This is a genomic window from Streptomyces sp. NPDC096176, from assembly GCF_044763255.1.
GTDB lineage: Bacteria > Actinomycetota > Actinomycetes > Streptomycetales > Streptomycetaceae > Streptomyces.
In genome coordinates, this window is the sequence record NZ_JBIWFV010000005.1 from 500298 (window position 1) to 520747 (window position 20450).

The window sequence follows — 20450 nt, forward strand, 5'->3', positions numbered from 1 at the left end:
CGGACGGCCGAGGAGACGGCGGTGGAACAGCAGCAGGACCCCGACGCCCGGTGGCTCGCCCGGGTGATGCACGCGGCGTTCTTCCTGCTGCTCGGTGCCTCGCTCGCCCGCTACCTGCTGCGTCACCCCTGGGAGTCCCGCTCCCCGTGGATCATCGGGCTCTCGGTGGCACTCGCCGTGCTGTACACGGTGGGGCCGGTGTTCGGCCCGCATGCCACGCCCCGCCGGCTCGTCCGGCTGCTCACGGTGGTCGCCGTCTGGGTCGTCCTCGTTGTTCTCGCCCCGAGCTTCGCCTGGTGCGCCGTGCCCCTTCTGTACACCGGGCTGCGCGCGCTGCCGACCCGCGCGGCGCTCGCCCTGGTCGCCCTGCTCACGGTGTTCGTCGTCGCCGCCCAGCTCCAACTCGCGGAGGGCGGCTTCGATCCGAACCTCGTCCTCGCGCCGCCCGCCGTGGCGGCGATCGCGACGGCGGTCTTCGTCCACGCCGAACGGCTCGCCGCCCGCCAGCGGGTGCTCATCGACGACCTGGTCCGCACCCGCCGCGACCTGGCCGCCACCGAACGCCGCGAGGGCACCCTCGCGGAACGCCAGCGGCTGTCCATGGAGATCCACGACACCCTGGCCCAGGGCCTGTCGAGCCAGCAGATGCTGCTCCAGGCCGCCGACCGCACCTGGAACAGCGACCCGGCCGCCGCCCGCGGCCATGTCCGTACGGCGGAGTCGATCGCCGAACGCAGCCTGGCCGAGGCCCGCCGTTTCGTTCACGACCTCACACCGGCCGACCTGGCGGAGGGCGGCAGCCTGCCCGAGGCGCTGCGTGCGCTCGCCGAACGCGAGACCACCGACGCGCTCACCGTCCGCTTCCACCTCGACGGCACGCCCGTGCCGCTGCCCGACCGGATCCAGTCGGCGCTGCTGCGGATCGCGCAGGGCGCGCTGGCGAACGTACGGGAGCATGCCGACGCCACCGCCGCGACGCTCACGCTGTCGTTCCTCGGCGACCAGGTGGTTCTCGACATCGCCGACGACGGCCGCGGCTTCGAGCCCGGCACCGGCCGGGCCCCCGGCGTACGCGGGCACGGCCTGCCCGCGATCCGGGCCCGCGCCGAGCAGCTCGGCGGCACCCTCACCATCGAGTCCGCACCCGGCGAAGGCACCGTGCTGTCCGCCGCGATCCCGCTGGAGTCACCGTGACCGTACGCATCCTGCTCTGCGACGACCACGCCGTCGTACGCGCCGGGCTGCTCGCCCTGCTCGGCAGCGAGGCCGACATCGAGGTCGTCGGCGAGGCGGGCAGCGGCGAGGAGGCCGTCGCGATGGCCGCGAAACTGAAGCCGGACGTCGTGCTGATGGACCTCCAGCTCGGGGCAGGCATCGACGGTGTCGAGGCCACCAGCCGTATTGCCTCGCCGAACATCCACGTACTCGTCCTGACCACGTATGACACCGACGCCGACATCACCCGCGCCATCGGGGCGGGCGCGACCGGCTATCTCCTCAAGGCCGAACGGCCGGAGGAGCTGTTCGCGGCGATCCGCTCCGCCGCGCAGGGCCGTACCGCGCTCTCCGCGCCCGTCGCCGGCCGCGTCATGGACCGGATGCGCGGAGCCGCCGGCCCGACGCTCACCGACCGGGAACGCGACATCCTCCGCCAGCTGGCACACGGCCTCGGCAACCGCGAGATCGCCCGCGCACTGTTCATCAGCGAAGCGACCGTGAAGACCCACCTGGGCCGCATCTACGCCAAGCTCGGCGTCGACACCCGCGCGGGCGCGGTCGCGGTGGCGAAGGAACAGCGGCTGCTGCCTTGAGGCGCTCGGGCCTTGCGACCTTGGGGCCCTTTGAAGCGCTCGGGCCTTGCGGCCTTGGGGCCCCTTGAGGCGCTCGGGCCTTGCGACCTTGGGGCTTTGGGCCTGAGGCCCTGAGCGGACCCAGATCGGGCGCCTTCCCGGGGCTGCGTCCACCTGGCCGTACAGCAGACGTCTGGGCGCATGACACCATCGACCACGTGCTCGACATCGGCTACTCCCTCTCGCGCCGCTTTCCCGACCCGCCACAGACCGACTACCGGCGTGCGGACGTGCCGGCGCTGCGCCACGACCTCTTCTGCGGTGACGTCTACCTCGCCGACACGAAGGAGGACCGGGAGGTCTCCACAGCCTGGGGATGGGTGCCCGTGCTCGACTTCGCCTGGGCCCTGTGCGACATCGTCGAGCAGCTCGACCGCGACCCGCTCGGCAGCCGCGCCTCCAGGCCCCAGCACGCCGAGCTGGACTTCACCGAGTCCAGCGACCGCATGCTCTTCGAGCGCCGCTTCGGCTGGGTCGACGTCGAAGCCGACTGGATGCCCGGCGACGAGCCGCCCCTCACCTTCAGCCACAGTGAACTGCGCCGCGAGGCCCGCGACTTCCTCCACGACCTCATCGCCGACCTCACCGACATGCACGAAGGCCTCGGCGACAACCCGGTGATCTGGGACCTCCAGGCCCGCTTCCCCCGCATGACCTGACGCCCCGCACCCCACGACCCCGCGCAGCCGGGCCGCCCCGCCGGGCCCCCGCCCTGCCGGGGCCACGTCTCAACCCGCGACCGGCCGCTCCCGTCACTCCACCCGCACCCCGACCTGCGCAGCGAACGCCGGTGCCAGGTCGAACAGTTGGGCAGAGCTGATCACCGCGCCGGCCAGCCGCTCCACCCCCCGCGCGATGTCCAGCTCCGTCGCGCCCCGCAGGTCGACGTCCTTCATCCGCACCCCGGAGAAGTCCGCCTGCCGCAGCACACAGCCACGGAACTCGACCCGCTCCAACTTCGCGCCCCCGAAGTCGGCCTCCGCCAGCACGCACCCGTCGAACACCACGTCCGTCAGTTTCGCCTCCCGAAGATTCAGATAGTCGATCTTTCCGCCCCGCAGCACCACCCCCGTCAGCACCGCCCCGTGCAGCTGTGCCCCGCCCAGCCGCGCCTCCCGTATCTCCACATCGCGCAACGACGCCCCCGCGAGGTCGGCCCCCACGCCCCGCACCCCCTCGAGCACGCAGTCGACGAAACGGGCGCTGCCCAGCTCCGTCCCGTCCAACGCGCACTCCCGCAGCGCACAGTCGAGGAAGCGCGCCCCCGCCCCCTGCTGCCCGCCGAGATCCAGCCCGGCGAACTCCACCCCGTCGTAATCACCGTCCGGCTCCAGGGCGCCGCCCTCGAACGCCTCGAGCCGCGGCAGCCGCACCTCCGTCACCCGCGCCGCAGCGACTGCCGGCCTCCGTGTCCTCGCCATGACCCCATAGTGACGTGCACCACTGACAACGCCCCTCGGCCGCCCCGATGTCACATATCGAGGCCCCGTGGCCGTCCCAGTCCGGAGAACGAATCAGGAGAGCGAGTCAGTCGAGCGTCAGTCGAGCGAGTCGACCGAGCCAGGAGAGAGAGTCATGCACGAGATCACCGTCGTCGGCGGCGGCTTCGCCGGCCTCACCGCAGCCATCACCGCCGCCGAGTCGGGCGCCCGGGTGTCCCTGTACGAGGCCCACCACACCCTCGGTGGACGCGCCCGCACCGGCGAGGGCCCCTACAAGACCAACGACGGACCACACGCCCTCTACAACCGAGGTCCCCACTGGACCTGGCTGAAGCAGCGCGACCTCCTCGGCCCCCTGGCCCCGCTGCCCGCCCTCGAAGGCGCGCGCTTCCGCTTCCGCCGCGACGGCAAACTGCGCCGGACTCCGCCGCTCGCCCTGCTGCGGCTCGCCCGCCGTCCCGCGGAGTCGGCCCCTGTCGACGCCGACTTCCTGACCTGGGCCACCGGTATCGCGGGCGAGGAGGGCGCGCGCGCGGCCGCCCACTACGTCGGCGTCGCCCTCTTCCACCGCGACCCCGGCTCGCTCTCCGCCGCCTTCGTGCAGGAACGCCTCCGCCGCGCCACCGCCCTCCCGCCCGAGGCCCACTACCCGCGGGGCGGCTGGGGGCAGGTCGTCGACCGCATGGCCTGCCGCGCCTGCGACCTCGGCGTACGCATCGAGACCACATCGCGTGTCGACACCCTGCCGGAAGGCCACGGCCCTGTCGTCGTCGCCACGACGCTCGCCGCCGCCCGGCGCCTCCTCGGGGACGACACCCTGCACTGGACCAGCGGCCGCACCGCCCTGATCGACCTTGCGCTGCGCACCCGGCGCGGCGACCCGTTCGTCGTCAGCGACCTCGACGCCCCCGGATGGCTGGAACGCTTCACCGCCCAGGACCGGACCCTCGCGCCCTCGGGGGAGCAGCTCGTCCAGGGCCAGCTCCCCATCGGCCGCGACGAGTCCAGGGCCGACGGGATCGCCCACGCGGAGGCCCTCCTCGACCTGGGTTTCCCGGGCTGGCGCCAGCGCACCGCATGGCGGCGCGAAGCGCTCGCCGACGGCCGTACCGGAGCGGTCGACCTGCCCGGTACCACCTGGCGCGACCGCCCCGCCATCGACCGCGGCGACGGCGTCTACCTCGCCGGTGACCAGGTCGCCGCCCCGGGCCTGCTCTCCGAGGTGTCGTTCAACAGCGCGCTGGAGGCGGTCTCGCTGGCGCTGCGCGGCAGCAGGAACACCGGCTCCCCCGGCCGCCTTGACCTCAAGCGCGCTTGAGGTCGAAGAGTGGGCTCGTCACCACCCGGAGCGTCATCCACCGAGAGGGAGCCCACTCCATGCACGCCATCCGCCTGCACGCCTTCGGCCCCGCCGAGAACCTCGCCTACGAGACCGCCGACGACCCCGTACCCGGCCCCGGCCAGGTACGGATCGCCGTCGCCGCCGCGGGCGTCCATGTCCTCGACACCGCGCTGCGCGAGGGCGCACAGGGCCCCTTCGGCGCGCCTGCCGATCTGCCCACCGTCCCGGGCCGCGAGGTCGCCGGAGTCGTCGAATCCCTTGGAGAGGGCACCGACCCGACCTGGCTCGGCAAGCGCGTCGTCGCCCACCTCGGTATGAATCCGGGCGGCTACGCGGAACTCGCCGTCACCGACGCGGACAGACTCCACGAGATCCCCGGCAACCTGGACGAGGCCGAAGCGGTCGCCATGATCGGCACCGGACGCACCGCCCTCGGCATCCTCCAGTACACCGACCTCGGCCCCGACGACATCGCGATCGTCACCGCCGCCGCGGGCGGCATCGGCACCCTGATCGTCCAGTACGCCAAGAACGCCGGCGCCACCGTGATCGGCCTCGCCGGCGGCCCCGACAAGACGGCCCCGGTCCTCGCGGGCGGTGCCGACCTCGCCGTCGACTACAAGCAGCCCGACTGGCCCGACGCCGTACGGGAGCACCTCGGCGACCGGCGCGCCACCGTGGTCTACGATTCCGTCGGCGGCGACGCCGGCCGCGCTGCCGTCGACCTCCTGGGCAGGGGCGGCCTCCACATCGTCTTCGGCTGGTCCAGCCAGGGCATCCTCTCGGACAGCCCTCTCACCTTCACCGAGGAAGAACTCTCCGAACGCGGCATCACCTCGCGGGGCGTCCTCGGCCCCGCCATGCTCGCGAAGGCCGGTGGCCTGCGCACCCTCGAAACCCGGTCCCTCGGCGAAGCCGCCGCCGGCCGGCTCCGCCCTGCCGTCCAGCGGTACGCCCTCGCCGACGCCGCGGACGCCCACCGCGCCCTCGAAACCCGCGGCACGGTCGGCAAGGTCGTCCTGATCCCGTAGGCCCCAATCCCCCGGGCTCCCGGCCCCCGGGGCTACCCCCCGAAGTCCCCTGACGCGCTACGACCCGAGGGTCGTCAACGCCTCGTCGGTCAACCGGTACACCGTCCACTCGTCCTGCGGCCCGGCTCCCAGCGACTTGTAGAAGTTGATCGACGGGGTGTTCCAGTCCAGCACCGACCACTCCAGACGCTCGTAGCCCCGCGCCACACAGATCCGCGCCAGCTCCGTCAGCAGCGCCTTGCCGTGTCCGCCGCCCCGCAGGTGCGGCCGCACGTACAGATCCTCCAGGTGGATCCCGTGCACACCGCGCCACGTCGAGAAGTTCAGGAACCACAGGGCGAATCCGGCGACCCGGCCGTCCGCCGTCTCCGCGATGTGCGCGTACGCGGCAGGGCGTTCGCCGAACAGTGCCTCCCGCAGCTGCTCCTCGGTCGCGTTCGCCTCGTGCAGGGCCTTCTCGTAATCCGCGAGCTCCCGCACCATCTCGTGGATGACGGGAACATCGGCAGGCGTAGCAGTACGAATCATGCGCACAGACTGCCCGTACGGCCGCCTACCGTGCCAGCAGCGTCCGCGCGATGAACACCTGGCTCCCGTCGAGCTCGTCCTCCCCCTCCTCCGCCTCCCAGAGCCCGTTCTGCAGCACCCGTCCGAGCGTCCATGCCCGTGCGCGCTCGCGGTCCAGCCCCAGCACCTCCGTCATCAGGTCGAACCGCCACAGCACCTCGTCCGGGTCGAACCGGTTCCACAGCGCGGGCAGCAGCTCGAAGCCGGGGTCTCCCGCGAGCGGCTTCGGGTCGATCACCAGCCACGGCTCACGCTCCGCCGCCAGCACGTTGTCGAAGTGCAGGTCCCAGTGCAGCAGCCGGTCGCCCGGCTCCCCCGCCACCTCCCGCAGCGCCGCCGCGCAGTCCGCGAGCAGCCGCCGCTCCCCCTCGTCGGCCAACTCTCCCACCACCTCCGGCAGCCTGCGCTGCATCCCCGCCGCGATGTCGCCCAGCCGCCGCATGCCCTCGGGCGCCGCCACCGACGACAACCGCTCCAGCAGCCCCGCCAGTACCCGGGTCGCCTCACGGCTGTCCGCCACCGACGACAGATGACAGCCGTGGTCCAGCCGCTCGAGCAGCAGCGTCCCCGTGCCCGGATCGTGCTCCAGCAGCCGTACGGCCCCGTCCCCGGCCCAGGTCCGCAGGGCCGAACCCTCGCCGGCGTTCTCCTCGTCGACCAGCTGCATCTTCAGCACGACCGGCGCCCTGTCCACCGCCCGTTCGACCGGAACGACCAGCGAAGCCCATCCGTGCAGGGAAGGCCCGGCCACCCGCAGCCCCCACCGCTCGGTGAACTCCTCGGCCCTGCGCGGCAGCTCCGCCAAGAAGGCCCGGCCCGCCTCCCCGTTGAACCTGACCTGCGAAGCCACGAGCTCGTCCGGAATGTCGATCACCCGGCGATCGTACGAAGCACGCATCGCGAAAGCCGCCCCGGAGCAGTAAATTCCCGCCACACAGACGCGCTCATCGACGCGACCACCGGCAGGGAAAGCAGCAACCGACATGAACACCGTCAACGGCGGCATATCGTTCTGGTACGCACAGGACGGCACGCCCGTCCCCCGCGAGCCACTGCCCGGGGACGCCACCGCCGACATCTGCATCGTCGGCGGCGGATACACCGGCCTGTGGACCGCGTACTACCTCAAGAAGGCCGTTCCCTTCCTAAACATCACCGTCCTGGAAGGCAGGTTCTGCGGCTACGGCGCCTCGGGACGCAACGGCGGCTGGCTCTACAACGGCATCGCGGGACGCGACCGCTTCGCCCGGCTCCACGGCCATGACGCCGCCGTCCGCCTCCAGCAGGCCATGAACGACACCGTCGACGAGGTCGTCGGCGTCGCCGAGGACGAGAAGATCGACGCCGACATCCACAAGGGCGGCGTCCTCGAGGTCGCCTACTCTCCCGCCCAACTCGCCCGCCTCAAGGCCTTCCACGCCGTCGAGATCGCCTTCGGCGAGAAGGACCGGGTCCTCGTCGGCGCCCGCGAGACCGCGGAACGCGTCCGCGTCACCGGCGCGGTGGCCTCCAGTTGGACCCCGCACGGCGCCCGTCTGCACCCCGTGAAACTCGTCAAGGGCCTCGCCGCGGCCGTGGAAGCGCTCGGCGTCACCATCCACGAATCCACCCCTGTGACGGAGATCCGGCCCAAACACGCCGTCACCCCGTACGGCACCGTCCGCGCCCCGTACATCCTGCGCTGCACCGAAGGCTTCACCGCGTCCCTCAAGGGTCAGCACCGCACCTGGCTCCCGATGAACTCCTCCATGATCGTCACGGAGCCCCTCCCCGAGCACGTCTGGTCCGAGATCGGCTGGTCCGGCCGCGAAGCCCTCGGCGACATGGCCCACGCCTACATGTACGCCCAGCGCACCGCCGACAACCGCATCGCCATCGGCGGCCGCGGCGTCCCGTACCGCTACGGCTCCAAGACGGACAACAACGGCCGCACCCAGCCCGCCACCATCGACGCGCTGCGGGACATCCTCGTCCGCTTCTTCCCCATCACCGCCGGCGCCCGCATCGACCACGCCTGGTCCGGCGTCCTCGGTGTCCCCCGCGACTGGTGCGCCACCGCCACCCTCGACCGCTCCACCGGCCTCGGCTGGGCCGGCGGCTACGTCGGCTCCGGCGTGGCCACCTCGAACCTGGCCGCCCGCACCCTGCGCGACCTGATCCAGCAGGACTCCGGCCAGTCGGGCCCCACCGACCTGACCGCCCTCCCCTGGGTCAACCACAAGGTCCGCAAATGGGAACCGGAACCCCTGCGCTGGCTCGGCGTCCAGACCCTCTACGCCGCCTACCGCAAGGCCGACCACCGCGAATCCACCACCCACACCCCGACGACCGACCGCATCGCCACCCTGGCCGACAAGATCTCCGGCCGCCACTGACTCCTCCCGGGCGGCCCCCGGCCACAAAGCCGGGAGCCGCCAGGCAGGGACGGGTCATGCCACCTCGATCCCGAAGTCTCCGACCAGTTCCTCCAGCCCGCCGACGTACCCCTTGCCGCCCAGCACGAAGTCCCAGTCCCCAGAAGCCCGCCGCCGGAAGGACCCCAGCACCAGGGCCGTCTCACCAGGCCGTCCGTCCGACACGACCAAGCGGTCCAGCTCCGCTCCGGAGGCGTCGCGCAATCGGATGCCGGCGTCCGTGAAGCTCTCCAGATCGGCGTCCGGATTCACCTCGGGGTCGATGGCGGCCACCAGCACAAGGCGGTCGGCCGCCGTCGGAAGCGCGTCGAACGCCACCCGGACCGCCGCCCGGTCACCGGCGAACGGCCCGAGCATCCGCACCGAGCCCTCCGGTGTCGCGTGATTGTTGAAGAAGACGAAATAGTCATCAGCGAGCACCCGCCCGCCCGAGCAGACGAGGGCGCAGACGTCCAACGCCACCCCGCCGGACCACGACATGCCGAGGACGTTGAAGTCCTCCTCGAAGGTGTCGTCGTCAGCAGGCTCCGGTTCCGTGTCCGCCGCAGGCTCCGGGCTCACCGGCGCGGGAACCGACCTGTCACCGAGCCGACCGCGCAAACCGTGGGTGTGCAGCAGTTCGACCAGTTCCGCGCCCGAGACGAGAGTCAGAGGCTTGCCGTTGGCAAACGTGTACGCCCCGGGGCCGAAACCCGACGTGGTCACCAGCACACCCTTATTGGCCCCGCTGGCCTGCACAGTGCCGAAAAGTTCTCTCACCGCAGCTACCGGAACCGTCCTGCGGTACCGCTTCACCTGCACGACGATCTTCCCGCCGCTGATGGGGTCGGGATCGACGGCGTCCACGTCCACGCCGCCGTCGTTCGATCGCTGCGTGGTCATCGCCTGGAACCCGCGGGCACGGAACAGCTCGGCCACGAGCCCTTCGAACGCGATCGGGTCCATGGCCAGAAGGTCCGGTTCCTCGCCGCCCCCATGGGACACCACCCCGGAGCCGACCTGTGTGGGGATGCGGAGCGGACTCACCGGGGTCCGCTGGTCGGGACGGCCCGACAGGTGCCCTCCGAGTCCGCCCGTCAGACATTCCACCGCGCTGACGAGGGCAAGATTCACCTGCTGGAACTGGGCACGGTCCACGGCCAAAGAGGCAACGACCACCCGACCGGCGCGGCCGGTCGCCGGGTCCACGTCGTCGACGAAGCCGTTGAGGGTGACCCCGTCCAGAACCCCTTGCTCGTCGGCTGCGAACAACTCGCACACCGCCAGCAGCACACTCTGCGCCAGGACGTCGCGGTACAGCGCACGCCGCTGCGCAGCAGGCCGCTGGACCACCTTCTCCTGGTCCGTTCCCACCAGATAGCGCACTCCCTTGGCCTCCGGCACCACCTGGTAGGCCGGCAGCTCCCAGTCGAGCACGAGGTGCCGGGCAGACCGGTCGTACGCGGCAGACACCTGGCGCGGAAACCCGTCCGGCCAAGCGGACGACGCGTAAAGGGCAGCCGAGAAGTACTCCACCACCGTGTCCGGCTCTCCCGCGCGCAGCGCCCGGGACATGTCCTCAATGCCCGCGTTGTGCGTCCTGATCTCCGCCAGGCGGGCCGACGCCCAAGCCTCGTACTGCTGCCGGTACGCCCCGAGGTCCGCCAGCCTCCGTGATTCTGCCGCCTGCGCCGCGTACCAGTCCCGCTCGAAGCGCGCCCGCGCCTGCTGCTCGGCCTGCGCCCTCCCGGCAGCGGTCCACGCGCCACCGTCCGCCCGGTACCGGGCAGGGTCCGGCATCACGACCGGCTGGGCCAGCGCCCCCGGCGCAAACGGTTCGACGCGCTCCTCCTGGCGGAGCACTTCCACCCGGAACGGAGCCGCCCCGCACCCTTCGGCAAGAAGCCCCTCCAGCACCGCGACCTGCGCGTCGATCTCCTGCGAACGGAGCAGGGCCTCCTGCTCCCGCCGACTCCGGTACGCGGCTCGCTGCTCACGGTGCATCCGGGCCATGTCCCGCGCATGCTCACGCTGCCGGCGTTCCTGCTGCCGCTGCTGACGCACCACTGCCATCTGCTGCGCTTCCCGCTGCCGCTGCTGCTGCCGCTGCACCTCCGCCCACGCCGAGATCAACCCACCCGAACGTCGCCCCATCCGACGCACCCCTCCCCAGGTACACACGAACACCCCCGCAACACCCAAGTCTCGCGGACAGAAGGGATTCTGGTCACACTTTCCGCGGAGCTGGTACCGGCTCGAATTCGCACAGGGCGCGGCCCCTGGATGGTGCGCCGACGGCCGCCCGACACCACCTGCGTCCGCCCCGTTGATGTCAGCCGCTGATGTCAAGCGCGCCGAGGGACGATGCTCACCGCGCGGTAGTCGTACCCGTCCTGTTTGAAGCCGGGAGCTTCCCAGACGAGGTCGACCTGCTGTCCGGACGACAGCGTGCGGAACCCGGCCATCTGGATGTTGGAGTAGTGACCCCAGCACCCGCCGGGGGTCTCGGGGGAGTCGAGGACGCCCCACCCCTCCTCGTCGCGCCACTCGCGGACTGTTGCAGTCACCATGAAACGGAACCCTACGGGCGTTCCGGCGTCGGCACGGGCACAAATAACGGGAACTCCGCAGTTGGGATCCAGTGGCCCACGTCGCAGGTCGCTACCCAGCAGCCACAACCGGGCAGGCCGTGACCTGAGGACGGTTGAGGAGCAGCGACGCGAGGTTGTCCCTTACGAAGTCCCCGCCCGCTTGAGGGACTCTTCGGCCCCGGATCGGTATGGATCCCAAGGTCACCTTGCGCGCAACGGCCTACCCCCACCGAGGGGTCCCTCGCTCGGGGGACGTCCGGAAGTGACCCGGATAGGCGCACCGGCCCCACGATGCCCGGCACGGTGCGCAACCACTCAAGCGGCGGCCCGGCCGTGAGTGACCACCCCGTTGAGACGTCAGACGTGGATGTCAAAGACCCCCAGCCATGATCGGCTGGGGGTCTTTCGCTGGAGCCCCCTGTCGGGTTCGAACCGACGACCCCCGCTTTACAAGAGCGGTGCTCTGGCCAGCTGAGCTAAGGAGGCAGCCAGAGCAGTGTAACCAACCATCGGGCCGGCGCGGTCGAAAATTGGTCGGACGTGAACTGCTGACAGATGCCATATGGCCGGGTAGCGTCACCGCAGGTTCACACCGTTGGACTACACCACTCCCTTACTCGGATCGTCCGGCACGTTCCTGCCGGTGAAGGAGACACATCAGCATGGCTACTGTCACGTTCGACAAGGCGACCCGGATCTACCCGGGTTCCGACAAGCCCGCCGTCGACCAGCTCGAGATCGAGACCGAGGACGGCGAATTCCTCGTACTCGTCGGGCCTTCCGGCTGTGGCAAGTCGACCTCCCTGCGCATGCTCGCGGGTCTCGAGGACGTCAACGGCGGATCCATCCGGATCGGCGACCGCGACGTCACGCACCTGCCGCCCAAGGACCGGGACATCGCCATGGTGTTCCAGAACTACGCGCTCTACCCGCACATGACCGTCGCCGACAACATGGGTTTCGCCCTCAAGATCGCCGGCGTCAACAAGAGCGAGATCCGCAAGAAGGTCGAAGAGGCCGCCAAGATCCTCGACCTCAGCGAGTACCTGGACCGCAAGCCGAAGGCGCTCTCCGGTGGTCAGCGGCAGCGTGTCGCGATGGGTCGCGCCATCGTGCGTGAGCCGCAGGTCTTCCTCATGGACGAGCCGCTGTCGAACCTCGACGCCAAGCTCCGTGTCTCGACGCGTACGCAGATCGCCTCCCTCCAGCGCCGTCTCGGCATCACGACCGTGTACGTGACGCACGACCAGGTCGAGGCCATGACCATGGGCGACCGTGTCGCCGTGCTGAAGGACGGCCTGCTTCAGCAGGTCGACTCGCCGCGCAACATGTACGACCGCCCGGCCAACCTCTTCGTCGCCGGCTTCATCGGCTCCCCCGCCATGAACCTGGTCGAGGTGCCGATCACCGACGGTGGCGTGAAGTTCGGCAACAGCGTCGTCCCGGTCTCCCGCGAGGCCCTCTCCGCCGCCGCCGACAAGGGCGACACGACCGTCACGGTCGGCGTCCGCCCCGAGCACTTCGACGTCGTCGAGCACGGCGGCGGCGACGCCAAGACGCTCTCCAAGGACGCCCCGGCCGGCCTCGCCGTGGCCGTGAACGTCGTCGAGGAGCTCGGCGCCGACGGTTACGTCTACGGCTCCGCCCAGGTCGGCGGGGAGCACAAGGACCTCGTCGTCCGCGTCGGCGGCCGCTCCGTCCCGGACAAGGGCAGCGAGCTGCACGTCGTGCCGCGCGCCGGCGAGCTCCACGTCTTCTCGACCTCGACGGGCGAGCGACTCAGCGGCTGAGCGCAGTAGTCGACCGAGCACAGCGGCCAACGAGAGGCCGGGCCCGCACTTCGGCGCGGAGCCCGGCTTTTCAGGTAAGAACAAATACCCCCGACACACAGGGGCATTTGGGACAGTGCGCCACCCGGCGTCAACACGCGATTCGAAAAGAACCCTCGAACCGTCCCTCACGTGGGTGACTAAATGTCGCCCAATCATCACTGACCGCTACGCTCGCTCGCGTGACCCACACAGCCCGCCGAATCGGCCGCACTTTCGCCCTCGTTCTGCCTGTCGTCATGGTGCTCTCCGGAACCCTGGCGGTCACCGCCGTCCCGTGGGCGGGGCAGGCCACCGAGTCGCAGATGCTCACCGCCTCCTCGGAGAACGTCTCCGTGCGCGCGAAGTCCCGTGCTCCGCAGGACATTTTGCGCGACCGGCTGCTGACCGAGCTGCAGGCGAAGGACCCGGGTGCCGCGCTCACCCAGCTCCAGCGCGAGGTCGAGGCACGGCCGTCGCTCGCCGAGCACTGCATGTCCATCGCGCGGGCCCTCGGCCGCGCCGCCGTGGACCTCTACGGGCCGACGCGCGCCCAGACCTTCTCCCGGCCCGTCTGCGACACGTCCTTCGCCACCGGCGTCTCCCAGCAGGCCCAGGGCTCGTAAGGACGGCTCCCGGCCCGGTACGGGGCTCGGAAGGCCCCTGGGGCCGCTGCCAGGCTCGCGAGAGCCGGCAGAGCCCGACCCGGGAGCGTGCGGACCGGCGCCGCTGCCGGGCTCGCGAGAGCCGTAGGAGCCGGCCCCGGAGGGTGTGGGCGCCGGCTCCCGCTCCCTACGCGCGGAGCCGGGACACGCCGCGCCCTGCGGCCCGCATATCGTTCACGGCATGCAAACGCCTACGTTTCCGACGCAGGCCGTGGTCCTGGCGGGCGGCCAGGGCTCGCGGCTGCGCCCGTACACCGACGACCGCCCCAAGCCGATGGTCGAGATCCCCGGCACCGGGACCCCGATCATCGGCCATCAGCTTGCCTGGCTGGCGGAAGAGGGCGTGACCGACGCCGTGGTGTCCTGCGGGCATCTCGCCGACGTCCTCCAGGAGTGGCTGGACAGCGCGGTGCTGCCCCTGCGCGTCACCACCGTCGTGGAGACGGAGCCCCTGGGCCGCGGCGGAGGTCTGAAGTACGCCGCCGCCGGGCTGCCGCACCAGGACCAGCCCTGGTACGCGACCAACGGCGACATCTGGACGCGTTTCTCGCTCCGCGAGATGGCCGCCTTCCACGCCGAGCGCGACGCCACCGCGACCCTCGCGCTCGCGCGGCCCCGCATCCCCTGGGGCGCCGTCGAGACGGACGCCTTCGGGCACATCACGGACTTCATCGAGTCGCCGCCTTCGCCGTACCTCATCAACGCGGGCGTGTACGTCTTCTCCTCGGAGTTCAAGAAGCTGCTGCCCGACGTGGGCGATCACGAGCGAACGACCTTTCCCCGGCTGGCCCGTGAGCGCCGGCTGGCGGGCTTCCCCTTGCCGAACGGCGCCTACTGGCGGGCCATCGACACCGCCAAGGACCTCACCGAGGCGGCCAAGGAGCTGGACGCAAAGCTGCGTTGAGGAAGCCGCCGCTGAAGCCGCAGCCAAGGGCGCGGCCACCGGCGCGGCCACCGGCGCGGCTGAAGAACAGGAGGGGCGGCCACCGGAATCCGGTGGCCGCCCCTCCTCGCGTCGTCGCGGGACCGACTGCTCAGCCCAGCAGGCCGCCGATCACACCGCCGCCCTCGGAGCCGTCGCCTCCGGTGCTGCCGCCGGAGCCTCCTGAGCCGCCCGTCGAGCCGCCGCCGGTGGTGCCGCCGGAGCTGCTGCCGCCCGTCGAGGTCGGGCCCGTGGTGCCGGACGGTGGCGGCGGGGCAGGCTGGGAGCCGGTGGGCGGCTGCTGGCCGGTGCCCTGAGTCTGGCTGGGCGTACCGGCGACCGGCCCGGTCTCCCGGACGGTCTCCTCCGCGGGCTCGGACGCCGCCTCCTTCGGCTTCTGCGAGGCGCGGCTGGCGGACGGGGAGGGCTTGTCCTTCCGCGCACCCGAGGAACCGCGTTCGCCGCCGGCCTCCTTGGGCAGCGGGGCACCCGGCAGGTGGTTCGTCGGATTCCCGTTCGGTCCCGGCACGGTGACCATCTCGGTGGAGCGGACGGCGCCGCCGAGAATCGAGCCCACGAGCATGGCGAGTCCGACGACGACGGCGGCGACGAGACCGCCGCGCCGCAGGACGCGCCTGCGCAGGTCCCACAGGGCGGACCGGGGCCCGAGCGTGCGCCAGGCCTCACCGGCGAGCCGTCCGTCGATCGAGTAGACGGGCGCGCCCGCGATGATCAGCGGGGACCAGGCGGCGAGATAGATGACGTCCGGCGTGTCGTAGACGGGGACGCTCTTCCAGCTCACGGTCAGGATCAGCGCGGCGGACAGCAACGCGCCGACGGCCGCGCCGACGCGCTGCCACAGGCCGAGAACGGTCAGGACACCGACGATGACCTGGAGGAAGGCGACGGTGAGACCCGCGCCGACGGGGTGACCGACCGCGAAGTCGCGCAGCGGCTCCCCGAGGGCCCATGGGTTCAGGGAGTTGAGCCACTTGACCATGGAGCCCCGGTCGCCGCCGTCGAAGTAGACGGGGTCGCAGAGCTTGCCCATGCCGGCGTAGATGGAGGTGAAGCCGAGGAGCAGGCGCAGCGGCAGGAGCACCACGCCGAGGTTCATGCGGCGGCCGGGGTAGTAGGCGTGCCGTACGGAGTCCGCGCCGTGACGCTGCGGTGCGCGCAGCTCCTCACGGGACCGGCCTGGGGTCTCGTCGTCGTACGGCTCCCCGTAGGGGTCCACGTCGTACGTGCCGGCGTCGTACGCCGCCGTGTCGTAGGGCGGGTGGCCGGAGGACGGCCGGCCTGCGGACGGCTGGTCGTACGGCGGACAGGAGTCGTAGGCGCCGACCGCCTGGCGCATGGGCGGCAGCAGCGGCCGGTCCCGGTGGCCGGGGCCGCCCGGTGCGGTGACCGCGGCCCCCTCCACCGTCTCGTCGAGCTCGATGCGCGGGATGACTTGGGTGGCGCCCGCGCTGTAGGTGTCGTGTTCCAGGGTGGAGTTGCGTACGGCCTGGAGCAGTCCGGTCGCGCCCGAGTCCCCGGGGGCCGACCTGCCGCTCCACACGACGGGCGCCCTGCGCCGGCCCGCCGGGCCGGAGTCGGCGAGCGGGGCGAGACGTGCGGAGTTCGCCAGGGCACGTGCGGGGCGCGGGCTCTGGGCGAGCTGCACCCGGAAGCTGGCGTGGCTGACGATGACCTGCGCGGGATCGCAGTCCACCTTGACCATGCTCAGCGCAGGCTGATCATCGAACCCGGACCGGGGCGTTCTGGTGTCCACACTCATCTAACCGAGTGACGTGTGTTTAGGGCACGGCCGTGACGGGCCCGATCTGTCCGAGACCCGTCAAGCGCTCCTTATCGACCGTTTTGCACCCCATGGCCGTCCGAAACGTCCACCAGAAACGGCCGAAATCACGCACCTCGGCCCGGCGCTCGCCGACCGGTCCGGCTGCGCCGTCAGGCGCGCCGCTTGGCCGCCTCGTAGAGCACCACACCCGCCGCGACACCGGCGTTCAGGGACTCCGCGCCGCCCGGCATCGGGATGCGGACGAGGTAGTCGCAGGTCTCGCCGACAAGGCGCGACAGGCCCTTGCCCTCGCTGCCGACCACGATCACCAGCGGCCCGCCGAGCGCCTCGAGGTCACCGACCTCGTGCTCGCCGTCGGCGGCGAGACCCACGACGGTCAGCCCGGCCTTCTGGTACGACTCCAGGGCGCGGGTCAGGTTCGTGGCGCGAGCGACGGGCGTGCGGGCGGCGGTGCCAGCCGATGTCTTCCAGGCGCCGGCCGTCATGCCGGCGGCGCGGCGCTCGGGGACGACAACACCGTGGCCGCCGAAGGCGGAGACGGAACGGACGACCGCACCCAGGTTGCGCGGGTCGGTGACGCCGTCGAGGGCGACGATCAGGGGGTCCTCGCCGTCGTCGAAGGCGGCGGCCGCCAGGTCCTCGGGGTGCGCGTACTCGTACGGCGGGACCTGGAGCACCAGGCCCTGGTGGTTGAGCCCGTTCGTCAGCCGGTCGAGCTCGGGGCGCGGCGCCTCCATGATGTTGATGTTGCCGCGGCCGGTGGCGAGCTGGAGCGCCTCGCGCACCCTCTCGTCGTTGTCGATGAACTGCTGGACGTACAGGGTCGAAGCGGGCACACCGTCACGCAGCGCCTCGAAGACGGGGTTGCGTCCGACGACCATCTCGGACGTCCCCTTGCCGCCGCGGCGGGCGACGGGCCTGCGGGCCGAGTGCTTCGCCTTGGCGTTGGCGACGCGGTTCTTGACGTGCCCCTTGCGCGCGGACGCGGGCGGCGTGGGGCCCTTGCCCTCGAGGCCGCGGCGTCGCTTGCCACCGCTGCCGACCTGCGCGCCCTTCTTGTTGGACGTGCGGCGGTTCCTGCGCTGGCTGTTCCCGGCCATGACTTAGACCTACCTGTTTCCGTGAAGCTCGTTCACTCGATCAAAAGTATGTACGTAGTTACGTCTACGTATGGAAGTGTGCCGCCCGGTCGCCCGGGCGGCACATCGCGCGTGGTGCTCAGCGGGGGCCGAGTGTCCAGCGGGGACCGTCGGGGCTGTCTTCGATGACGAGCCCGGACTGGCCGAGCTGGTCGCGGATGGCGTCCGCGGTCGCCCAGTCCTTGCGGGACCTTGCCGTCTCGCGCTGCTGGAGCACAAGCCGTACGAGTGTGTCGACGACGCCGTGCAGATCCTCGCCGCGGTCGTTCTCGCCCCCCCAGTGTGCATCGAGCGGGTCGAGTCCGAGAACGCCGAGCATGGCGCGCAGCTCGGCGAGGCGGGCGACGGCGGCTTCCTTGTCGTCGGCTGCCAGTGCGCTGTTGCCCTGCCGCACCGTGGTGTGGACGATGGCAAGGGCCTGCGGCACCCCGAAGTCGTCGTCCATGGCCTCGGCGAAGGCGAGCGGCACCTCGGCGGCCGGGGCGACGGGGCCCGCCTTCTCCACGACCCGCTGGATGAAGCCCTCGATACGCGCGAACGCCGACTCGGCCTCGCGCAGCGCGTCCGCGCTGTACTCGATCATCGAGCGGTAGTGCGGGGTGCCGAGGTAGTAGCGCAGGACGATGGGCCGCCAGTTCTTGACCATCTCGCTCACGAGCACCGAGTTGCCGAGCGACTTGGACATCTTCTCGCCGCTCATGGTGACCCAGGCGTTGTGCACCCAGTACGAGGCGAAGTCGTCGCCGTAGGCCTTGGCCTGGGCGATCTCGTTTTCGTGGTGCGGGAAGATCAGGTCGAGGCCGCCGCCGTGGATGTCGAAGGCCGCACCGAGGTACTTGTGCGCCATGGCCGAGCACTCGAGGTGCCAGCCGGGACGGCCGCGGCCCCACGGGGTCTCCCAGGCGGGCTCGCCGGGCTTGGTCGCCTTCCACATGGCGAAGTCGCGCGGGTCGCGCTTGCCGGTGATGCCCTCCTCGGCGGGCTGGCGCAGATCGTCGATGTCCTGGTTGGACAGCGCCAGATAGTCGGGGAAGGAGCGGACGTCGAAGTACACGCTGCCGTCGGCCTCGTAGGCGTGACCACGTTCGATGAGGCCGCGCATCATCTCGACCATCTCGGTGACATGACCGGTCGCGCGCGGTTCGTAGGTGGGCGGGAGGCAGCCGAGGGCCTCGTAGCCGTCGTTGAACGCGCGCTCGTTCTCGTAACCGATCGACCACCAGGGGCGGTTCTGCTCAGCCGACTTGGCGATGATCTTGTCGTCGATGTCCGTCACGTTGCGGATGAACGTGACGTCGTAGCCGCGGTATTCGAACCAGCGGCGCATGATGTCGAAGTTCAGGCCGGACCGGATGTGCCCGATGTGCGGGGCTGCCTGCACGGTCGCACCGCACAGGTAGATCGAGACACAACCCGGCACGAGAGGGGCGAAGTCACGGATCTGCCGGGCGCTGGTGTCGTACAGGCGAATAGTCACGCAACAAGGGTAGTGGGCGCGTGGTAGTGCCCCGCGACCGTTTCCTGCCAGGGCCTGGCACGAAGGTGACGAAGGCCACGGGGGGACGCGACACCGGCCGCTGTCAGTGAGGCCACTGTCAGTGAGGCCGCTGTCAGTCGGTCCTGACGACAAGCGCCGTCGCGAGGGCGGCAAGTCCTTCTGCCCGTCCGGTCAGGCCGAGGCCGTCCGTCGTCGTGCCGGAAACGGCCACCGGCGCGCCGACAGCGGCGGAGAGGGTCTTCTGCGCCTCCTCGCGGCGTTTGCCGATCTTCGGGCGGACACCGATCACCTGAATGGAGACATTGCCGATCTCGAAACCGGCGGCCCGTACGATCCGCGCGGCCTCGGCGAGCAGGGTGACGCCGGACGCGCCGGACCACTCGGGCCGCGACGTCCCGAAGTGGGCGCCGAGGTCACCGACACCGGCGGCGGAGAAGAGCGCGTCGCAGGCCGCGTGCGCGGCGACGTCACCGTCGGAGTGGCCGGCGAGGCCGTACCCGTCGCTGTCGGGGCCGTCCCACAGCAGCCCGGCGCACCACAGCTCGCGCCCCTCCTCGAAGGCGTGGACGTCGGTACCGATGCCGACCAGCGGCAGGCGGAACTGCTCAGAAGCCATCGTTGGCCCTCCTCCGGGCGAGTACCGCCTCGGCCAGTACGAGATCCAGCGGCCGGGTCACCTTGAAGGCCTCCTCGTGGCCTGGGACGAGGACGACCGGCAGCCCGAGCTGCTCGACCATGCTCGCGTCGTCGGTGACATTCTCGGTGACCGTCTCATGAGCCCGTACGAGGGTGTCGCGGTCGAAGCCCTGTGGTGTCTGCACGGCCCGCAGCGTGGCGCGCTCGGGGGTGGCGACGACGGGCTCGGGCGCGCCCTTCGCCGCCGCTTCGACCTGCTTGACGGTGTCCGCGAGGGGCAGCCCGGGCACCACGGCTACCGCTCCGTCCCGTACGGCCTCGATGACGGCGTCCACCGTGTCGACGGGCACCAGCGGGCGCGCCGCGTCGTGGACGAGGACGGTGTCGATGCCCTCGGGCAGCGCCCCGAGTCCGAGCCGTACGGACTCCTGGCGCGAGTGGCCCCCGGGCACCACGAGGTAGTCGGTCCTCTCCGGCAGGGCGTGCGCGTCGAGCAGCCGCTTCACCTCGGGCGCACCGTCGGGCGGGGCGACCACAACGACGAGCGAGACCGCGCGGGAGGCCGCCATGGCGCGCACGGCATGGACGAGCATGGGCGTGCCGTTCAGCGCGCGGAGCGCCTTGGGGGCGCCGGGGCCGAGCCGTACTCCCCGGCCGGCTGCCGGGATCACGACGGCGGTGCGGTGGTGGCGCGATTCGTCTGACATCGGTTGCACTCCGGCAGGTTTGTTTCCTCGGCCGACTTGGGTATGGCCACAGCGT

Annotated in this window: 19 protein-coding genes and 1 tRNA gene; 9 read left to right on the forward strand and 11 right to left on the reverse strand. The window is 71.3% G+C overall.

Going from position 1 to position 20450, the window contains the following annotated elements:
• The first annotated feature begins 66 nt into the window (after positions 1-66).
• The 3 genes from ACIQ7Q_RS17065 to ACIQ7Q_RS17075 all read left to right on the forward strand — a co-directional run bounded on the left by ACIQ7Q_RS17065 (position 67) and on the right by ACIQ7Q_RS17075 (position 2509).
• Complete coding sequence (locus ACIQ7Q_RS17065; protein ID WP_403862180.1) at positions 67-1194, forward strand: sensor histidine kinase; 1128 nt, start codon at positions 67-69, stop codon at positions 1192-1194.
• Positions 1191-1811, forward strand: coding sequence for a response regulator (locus tag ACIQ7Q_RS17070; protein WP_403861809.1), 621 nt, complete (start codon positions 1191-1193; stop codon positions 1809-1811). The genes ACIQ7Q_RS17065 and ACIQ7Q_RS17070 overlap by 4 nt, the downstream gene beginning before the upstream one ends.
• A gap of 197 nt (positions 1812-2008) precedes the next feature.
• Entirely contained in the window at positions 2009-2509 is a 501-nt protein-coding gene (locus tag ACIQ7Q_RS17075; protein WP_403861812.1) for a hypothetical protein, read from the forward strand.
• A gap of 93 nt (positions 2510-2602) precedes the next feature.
• Here the strand turns inward: ACIQ7Q_RS17075 and ACIQ7Q_RS17080 are convergent, their stop codons facing one another.
• Entirely contained in the window at positions 2603-3271 is a 669-nt protein-coding gene (locus ACIQ7Q_RS17080) for a pentapeptide repeat-containing protein (RefSeq protein ID WP_403861814.1), read from the reverse strand.
• Positions 3272-3425: 154 nt separating this feature from the next.
• Here ACIQ7Q_RS17080 and ACIQ7Q_RS17085 point away from each other — a divergent pair, with 154 nt between their 5' ends.
• Positions 3426-4610: an NAD(P)-binding protein gene (locus ACIQ7Q_RS17085; protein ID WP_403861817.1), complete on the forward strand. Its 1185-nt coding sequence runs from the start codon at positions 3426-3428 to the stop codon at positions 4608-4610.
• 59 nt (positions 4611-4669) lie between these two features.
• Positions 4670-5665: a zinc-binding dehydrogenase gene (locus ACIQ7Q_RS17090; RefSeq protein WP_403861819.1), complete on the forward strand. Its 996-nt coding sequence runs from the start codon at positions 4670-4672 to the stop codon at positions 5663-5665.
• Between the two features lie 57 nt (positions 5666-5722).
• Here ACIQ7Q_RS17090 and ACIQ7Q_RS17095 read toward each other — a convergent pair whose 3' ends face one another.
• Together ACIQ7Q_RS17095 and ACIQ7Q_RS17100 are read right to left on the reverse strand one after the other, a co-directional pair.
• On the reverse strand, positions 5723-6193 hold the full coding sequence (locus tag ACIQ7Q_RS17095) for a GNAT family N-acetyltransferase (RefSeq protein WP_403861822.1): 471 nt from the start codon (positions 6191-6193) through the stop codon (positions 5723-5725).
• 25 nt (positions 6194-6218) lie between these two features.
• Positions 6219-7130 carry an aminoglycoside phosphotransferase family protein gene (locus ACIQ7Q_RS17100; protein WP_403861825.1) on the reverse strand — a complete coding sequence of 304 codons (912 nt, stop codon included), beginning with the start codon at positions 7128-7130 and terminating at the stop codon, positions 6219-6221.
• Positions 7131-7215: 85 nt separating this feature from the next.
• Between ACIQ7Q_RS17100 and ACIQ7Q_RS17105 the strand changes: the two genes are divergently transcribed.
• Positions 7216-8607 (forward strand): NAD(P)/FAD-dependent oxidoreductase, encoded by a 1392-nt coding sequence (locus tag ACIQ7Q_RS17105; RefSeq protein ID WP_403861827.1) that lies wholly within the window; start codon positions 7216-7218, stop codon positions 8605-8607.
• A gap of 54 nt (positions 8608-8661) precedes the next feature.
• Here ACIQ7Q_RS17105 and ACIQ7Q_RS17110 read toward each other — a convergent pair whose 3' ends face one another.
• From ACIQ7Q_RS17110 to ACIQ7Q_RS17120, 3 genes are all read right to left on the reverse strand, one after another.
• Positions 8662-10779, reverse strand: coding sequence for a restriction endonuclease (locus ACIQ7Q_RS17110; protein WP_403861830.1), 2118 nt, complete (start codon positions 10777-10779; stop codon positions 8662-8664).
• A gap of 191 nt (positions 10780-10970) precedes the next feature.
• Positions 10971-11195, reverse strand: coding sequence for a cold-shock protein (locus ACIQ7Q_RS17115; RefSeq protein ID WP_403861833.1), 225 nt, complete (start codon positions 11193-11195; stop codon positions 10971-10973).
• A 430-nt stretch (positions 11196-11625) separates the two neighbouring features.
• A tRNA-Thr gene (locus ACIQ7Q_RS17120) sits at positions 11626-11702 on the reverse strand.
• A 176-nt stretch (positions 11703-11878) separates the two neighbouring features.
• On the opposite strand from ACIQ7Q_RS17120, the gene ACIQ7Q_RS17125 reads away from it, so the two are divergent.
• From ACIQ7Q_RS17125 to ACIQ7Q_RS17135, 3 genes are all read left to right on the forward strand, one after another.
• Entirely contained in the window at positions 11879-13006 is a 1128-nt protein-coding gene (locus tag ACIQ7Q_RS17125) for an ABC transporter ATP-binding protein (RefSeq protein ID WP_403861836.1), read from the forward strand.
• 221 nt (positions 13007-13227) lie between these two features.
• A complete protein-coding gene (locus ACIQ7Q_RS17130; protein ID WP_403861839.1) occupies positions 13228-13650 on the forward strand; it encodes a hypothetical protein in 423 nt (140 codons plus the stop codon).
• 220 nt (positions 13651-13870) lie between these two features.
• Positions 13871-14593, forward strand: coding sequence for an NDP-sugar synthase (locus tag ACIQ7Q_RS17135; RefSeq protein WP_403861842.1), 723 nt, complete (start codon positions 13871-13873; stop codon positions 14591-14593).
• A gap of 130 nt (positions 14594-14723) precedes the next feature.
• Here the strand turns inward: ACIQ7Q_RS17135 and ACIQ7Q_RS17140 are convergent, their stop codons facing one another.
• The 5 genes from ACIQ7Q_RS17140 to ispD form a co-directional block, all read right to left on the reverse strand.
• Complete coding sequence (locus ACIQ7Q_RS17140) at positions 14724-16391, reverse strand: DoxX family protein (protein WP_403861845.1); 1668 nt, start codon at positions 16389-16391, stop codon at positions 14724-14726.
• 173 nt (positions 16392-16564) lie between these two features.
• The gene (rlmB, locus tag ACIQ7Q_RS17145; RefSeq protein ID WP_356631530.1) at positions 16565-17515 is read right to left on the reverse strand and encodes a 23S rRNA (guanosine(2251)-2'-O)-methyltransferase RlmB; all 951 of its coding nucleotides are present in this window, start codon (positions 17513-17515) and stop codon (positions 16565-16567) included.
• A 118-nt stretch (positions 17516-17633) separates the two neighbouring features.
• Positions 17634-19031 (reverse strand): cysteine--tRNA ligase, encoded by a 1398-nt coding sequence (cysS, locus tag ACIQ7Q_RS17150; protein ID WP_403861848.1) that lies wholly within the window; start codon positions 19029-19031, stop codon positions 17634-17636.
• A 133-nt stretch (positions 19032-19164) separates the two neighbouring features.
• Complete coding sequence (gene ispF / locus ACIQ7Q_RS17155) at positions 19165-19668, reverse strand: 2-C-methyl-D-erythritol 2,4-cyclodiphosphate synthase (RefSeq protein ID WP_403861851.1); 504 nt, start codon at positions 19666-19668, stop codon at positions 19165-19167.
• Positions 19658-20395, reverse strand: a complete 738-nt coding sequence (ispD, locus tag ACIQ7Q_RS17160) for a 2-C-methyl-D-erythritol 4-phosphate cytidylyltransferase (protein ID WP_403861853.1) — start codon at positions 20393-20395, stop codon at positions 19658-19660. The genes ispF and ispD overlap by 11 nt, the downstream gene beginning before the upstream one ends.
• Positions 20396-20450 lie beyond the last annotated feature (55 nt).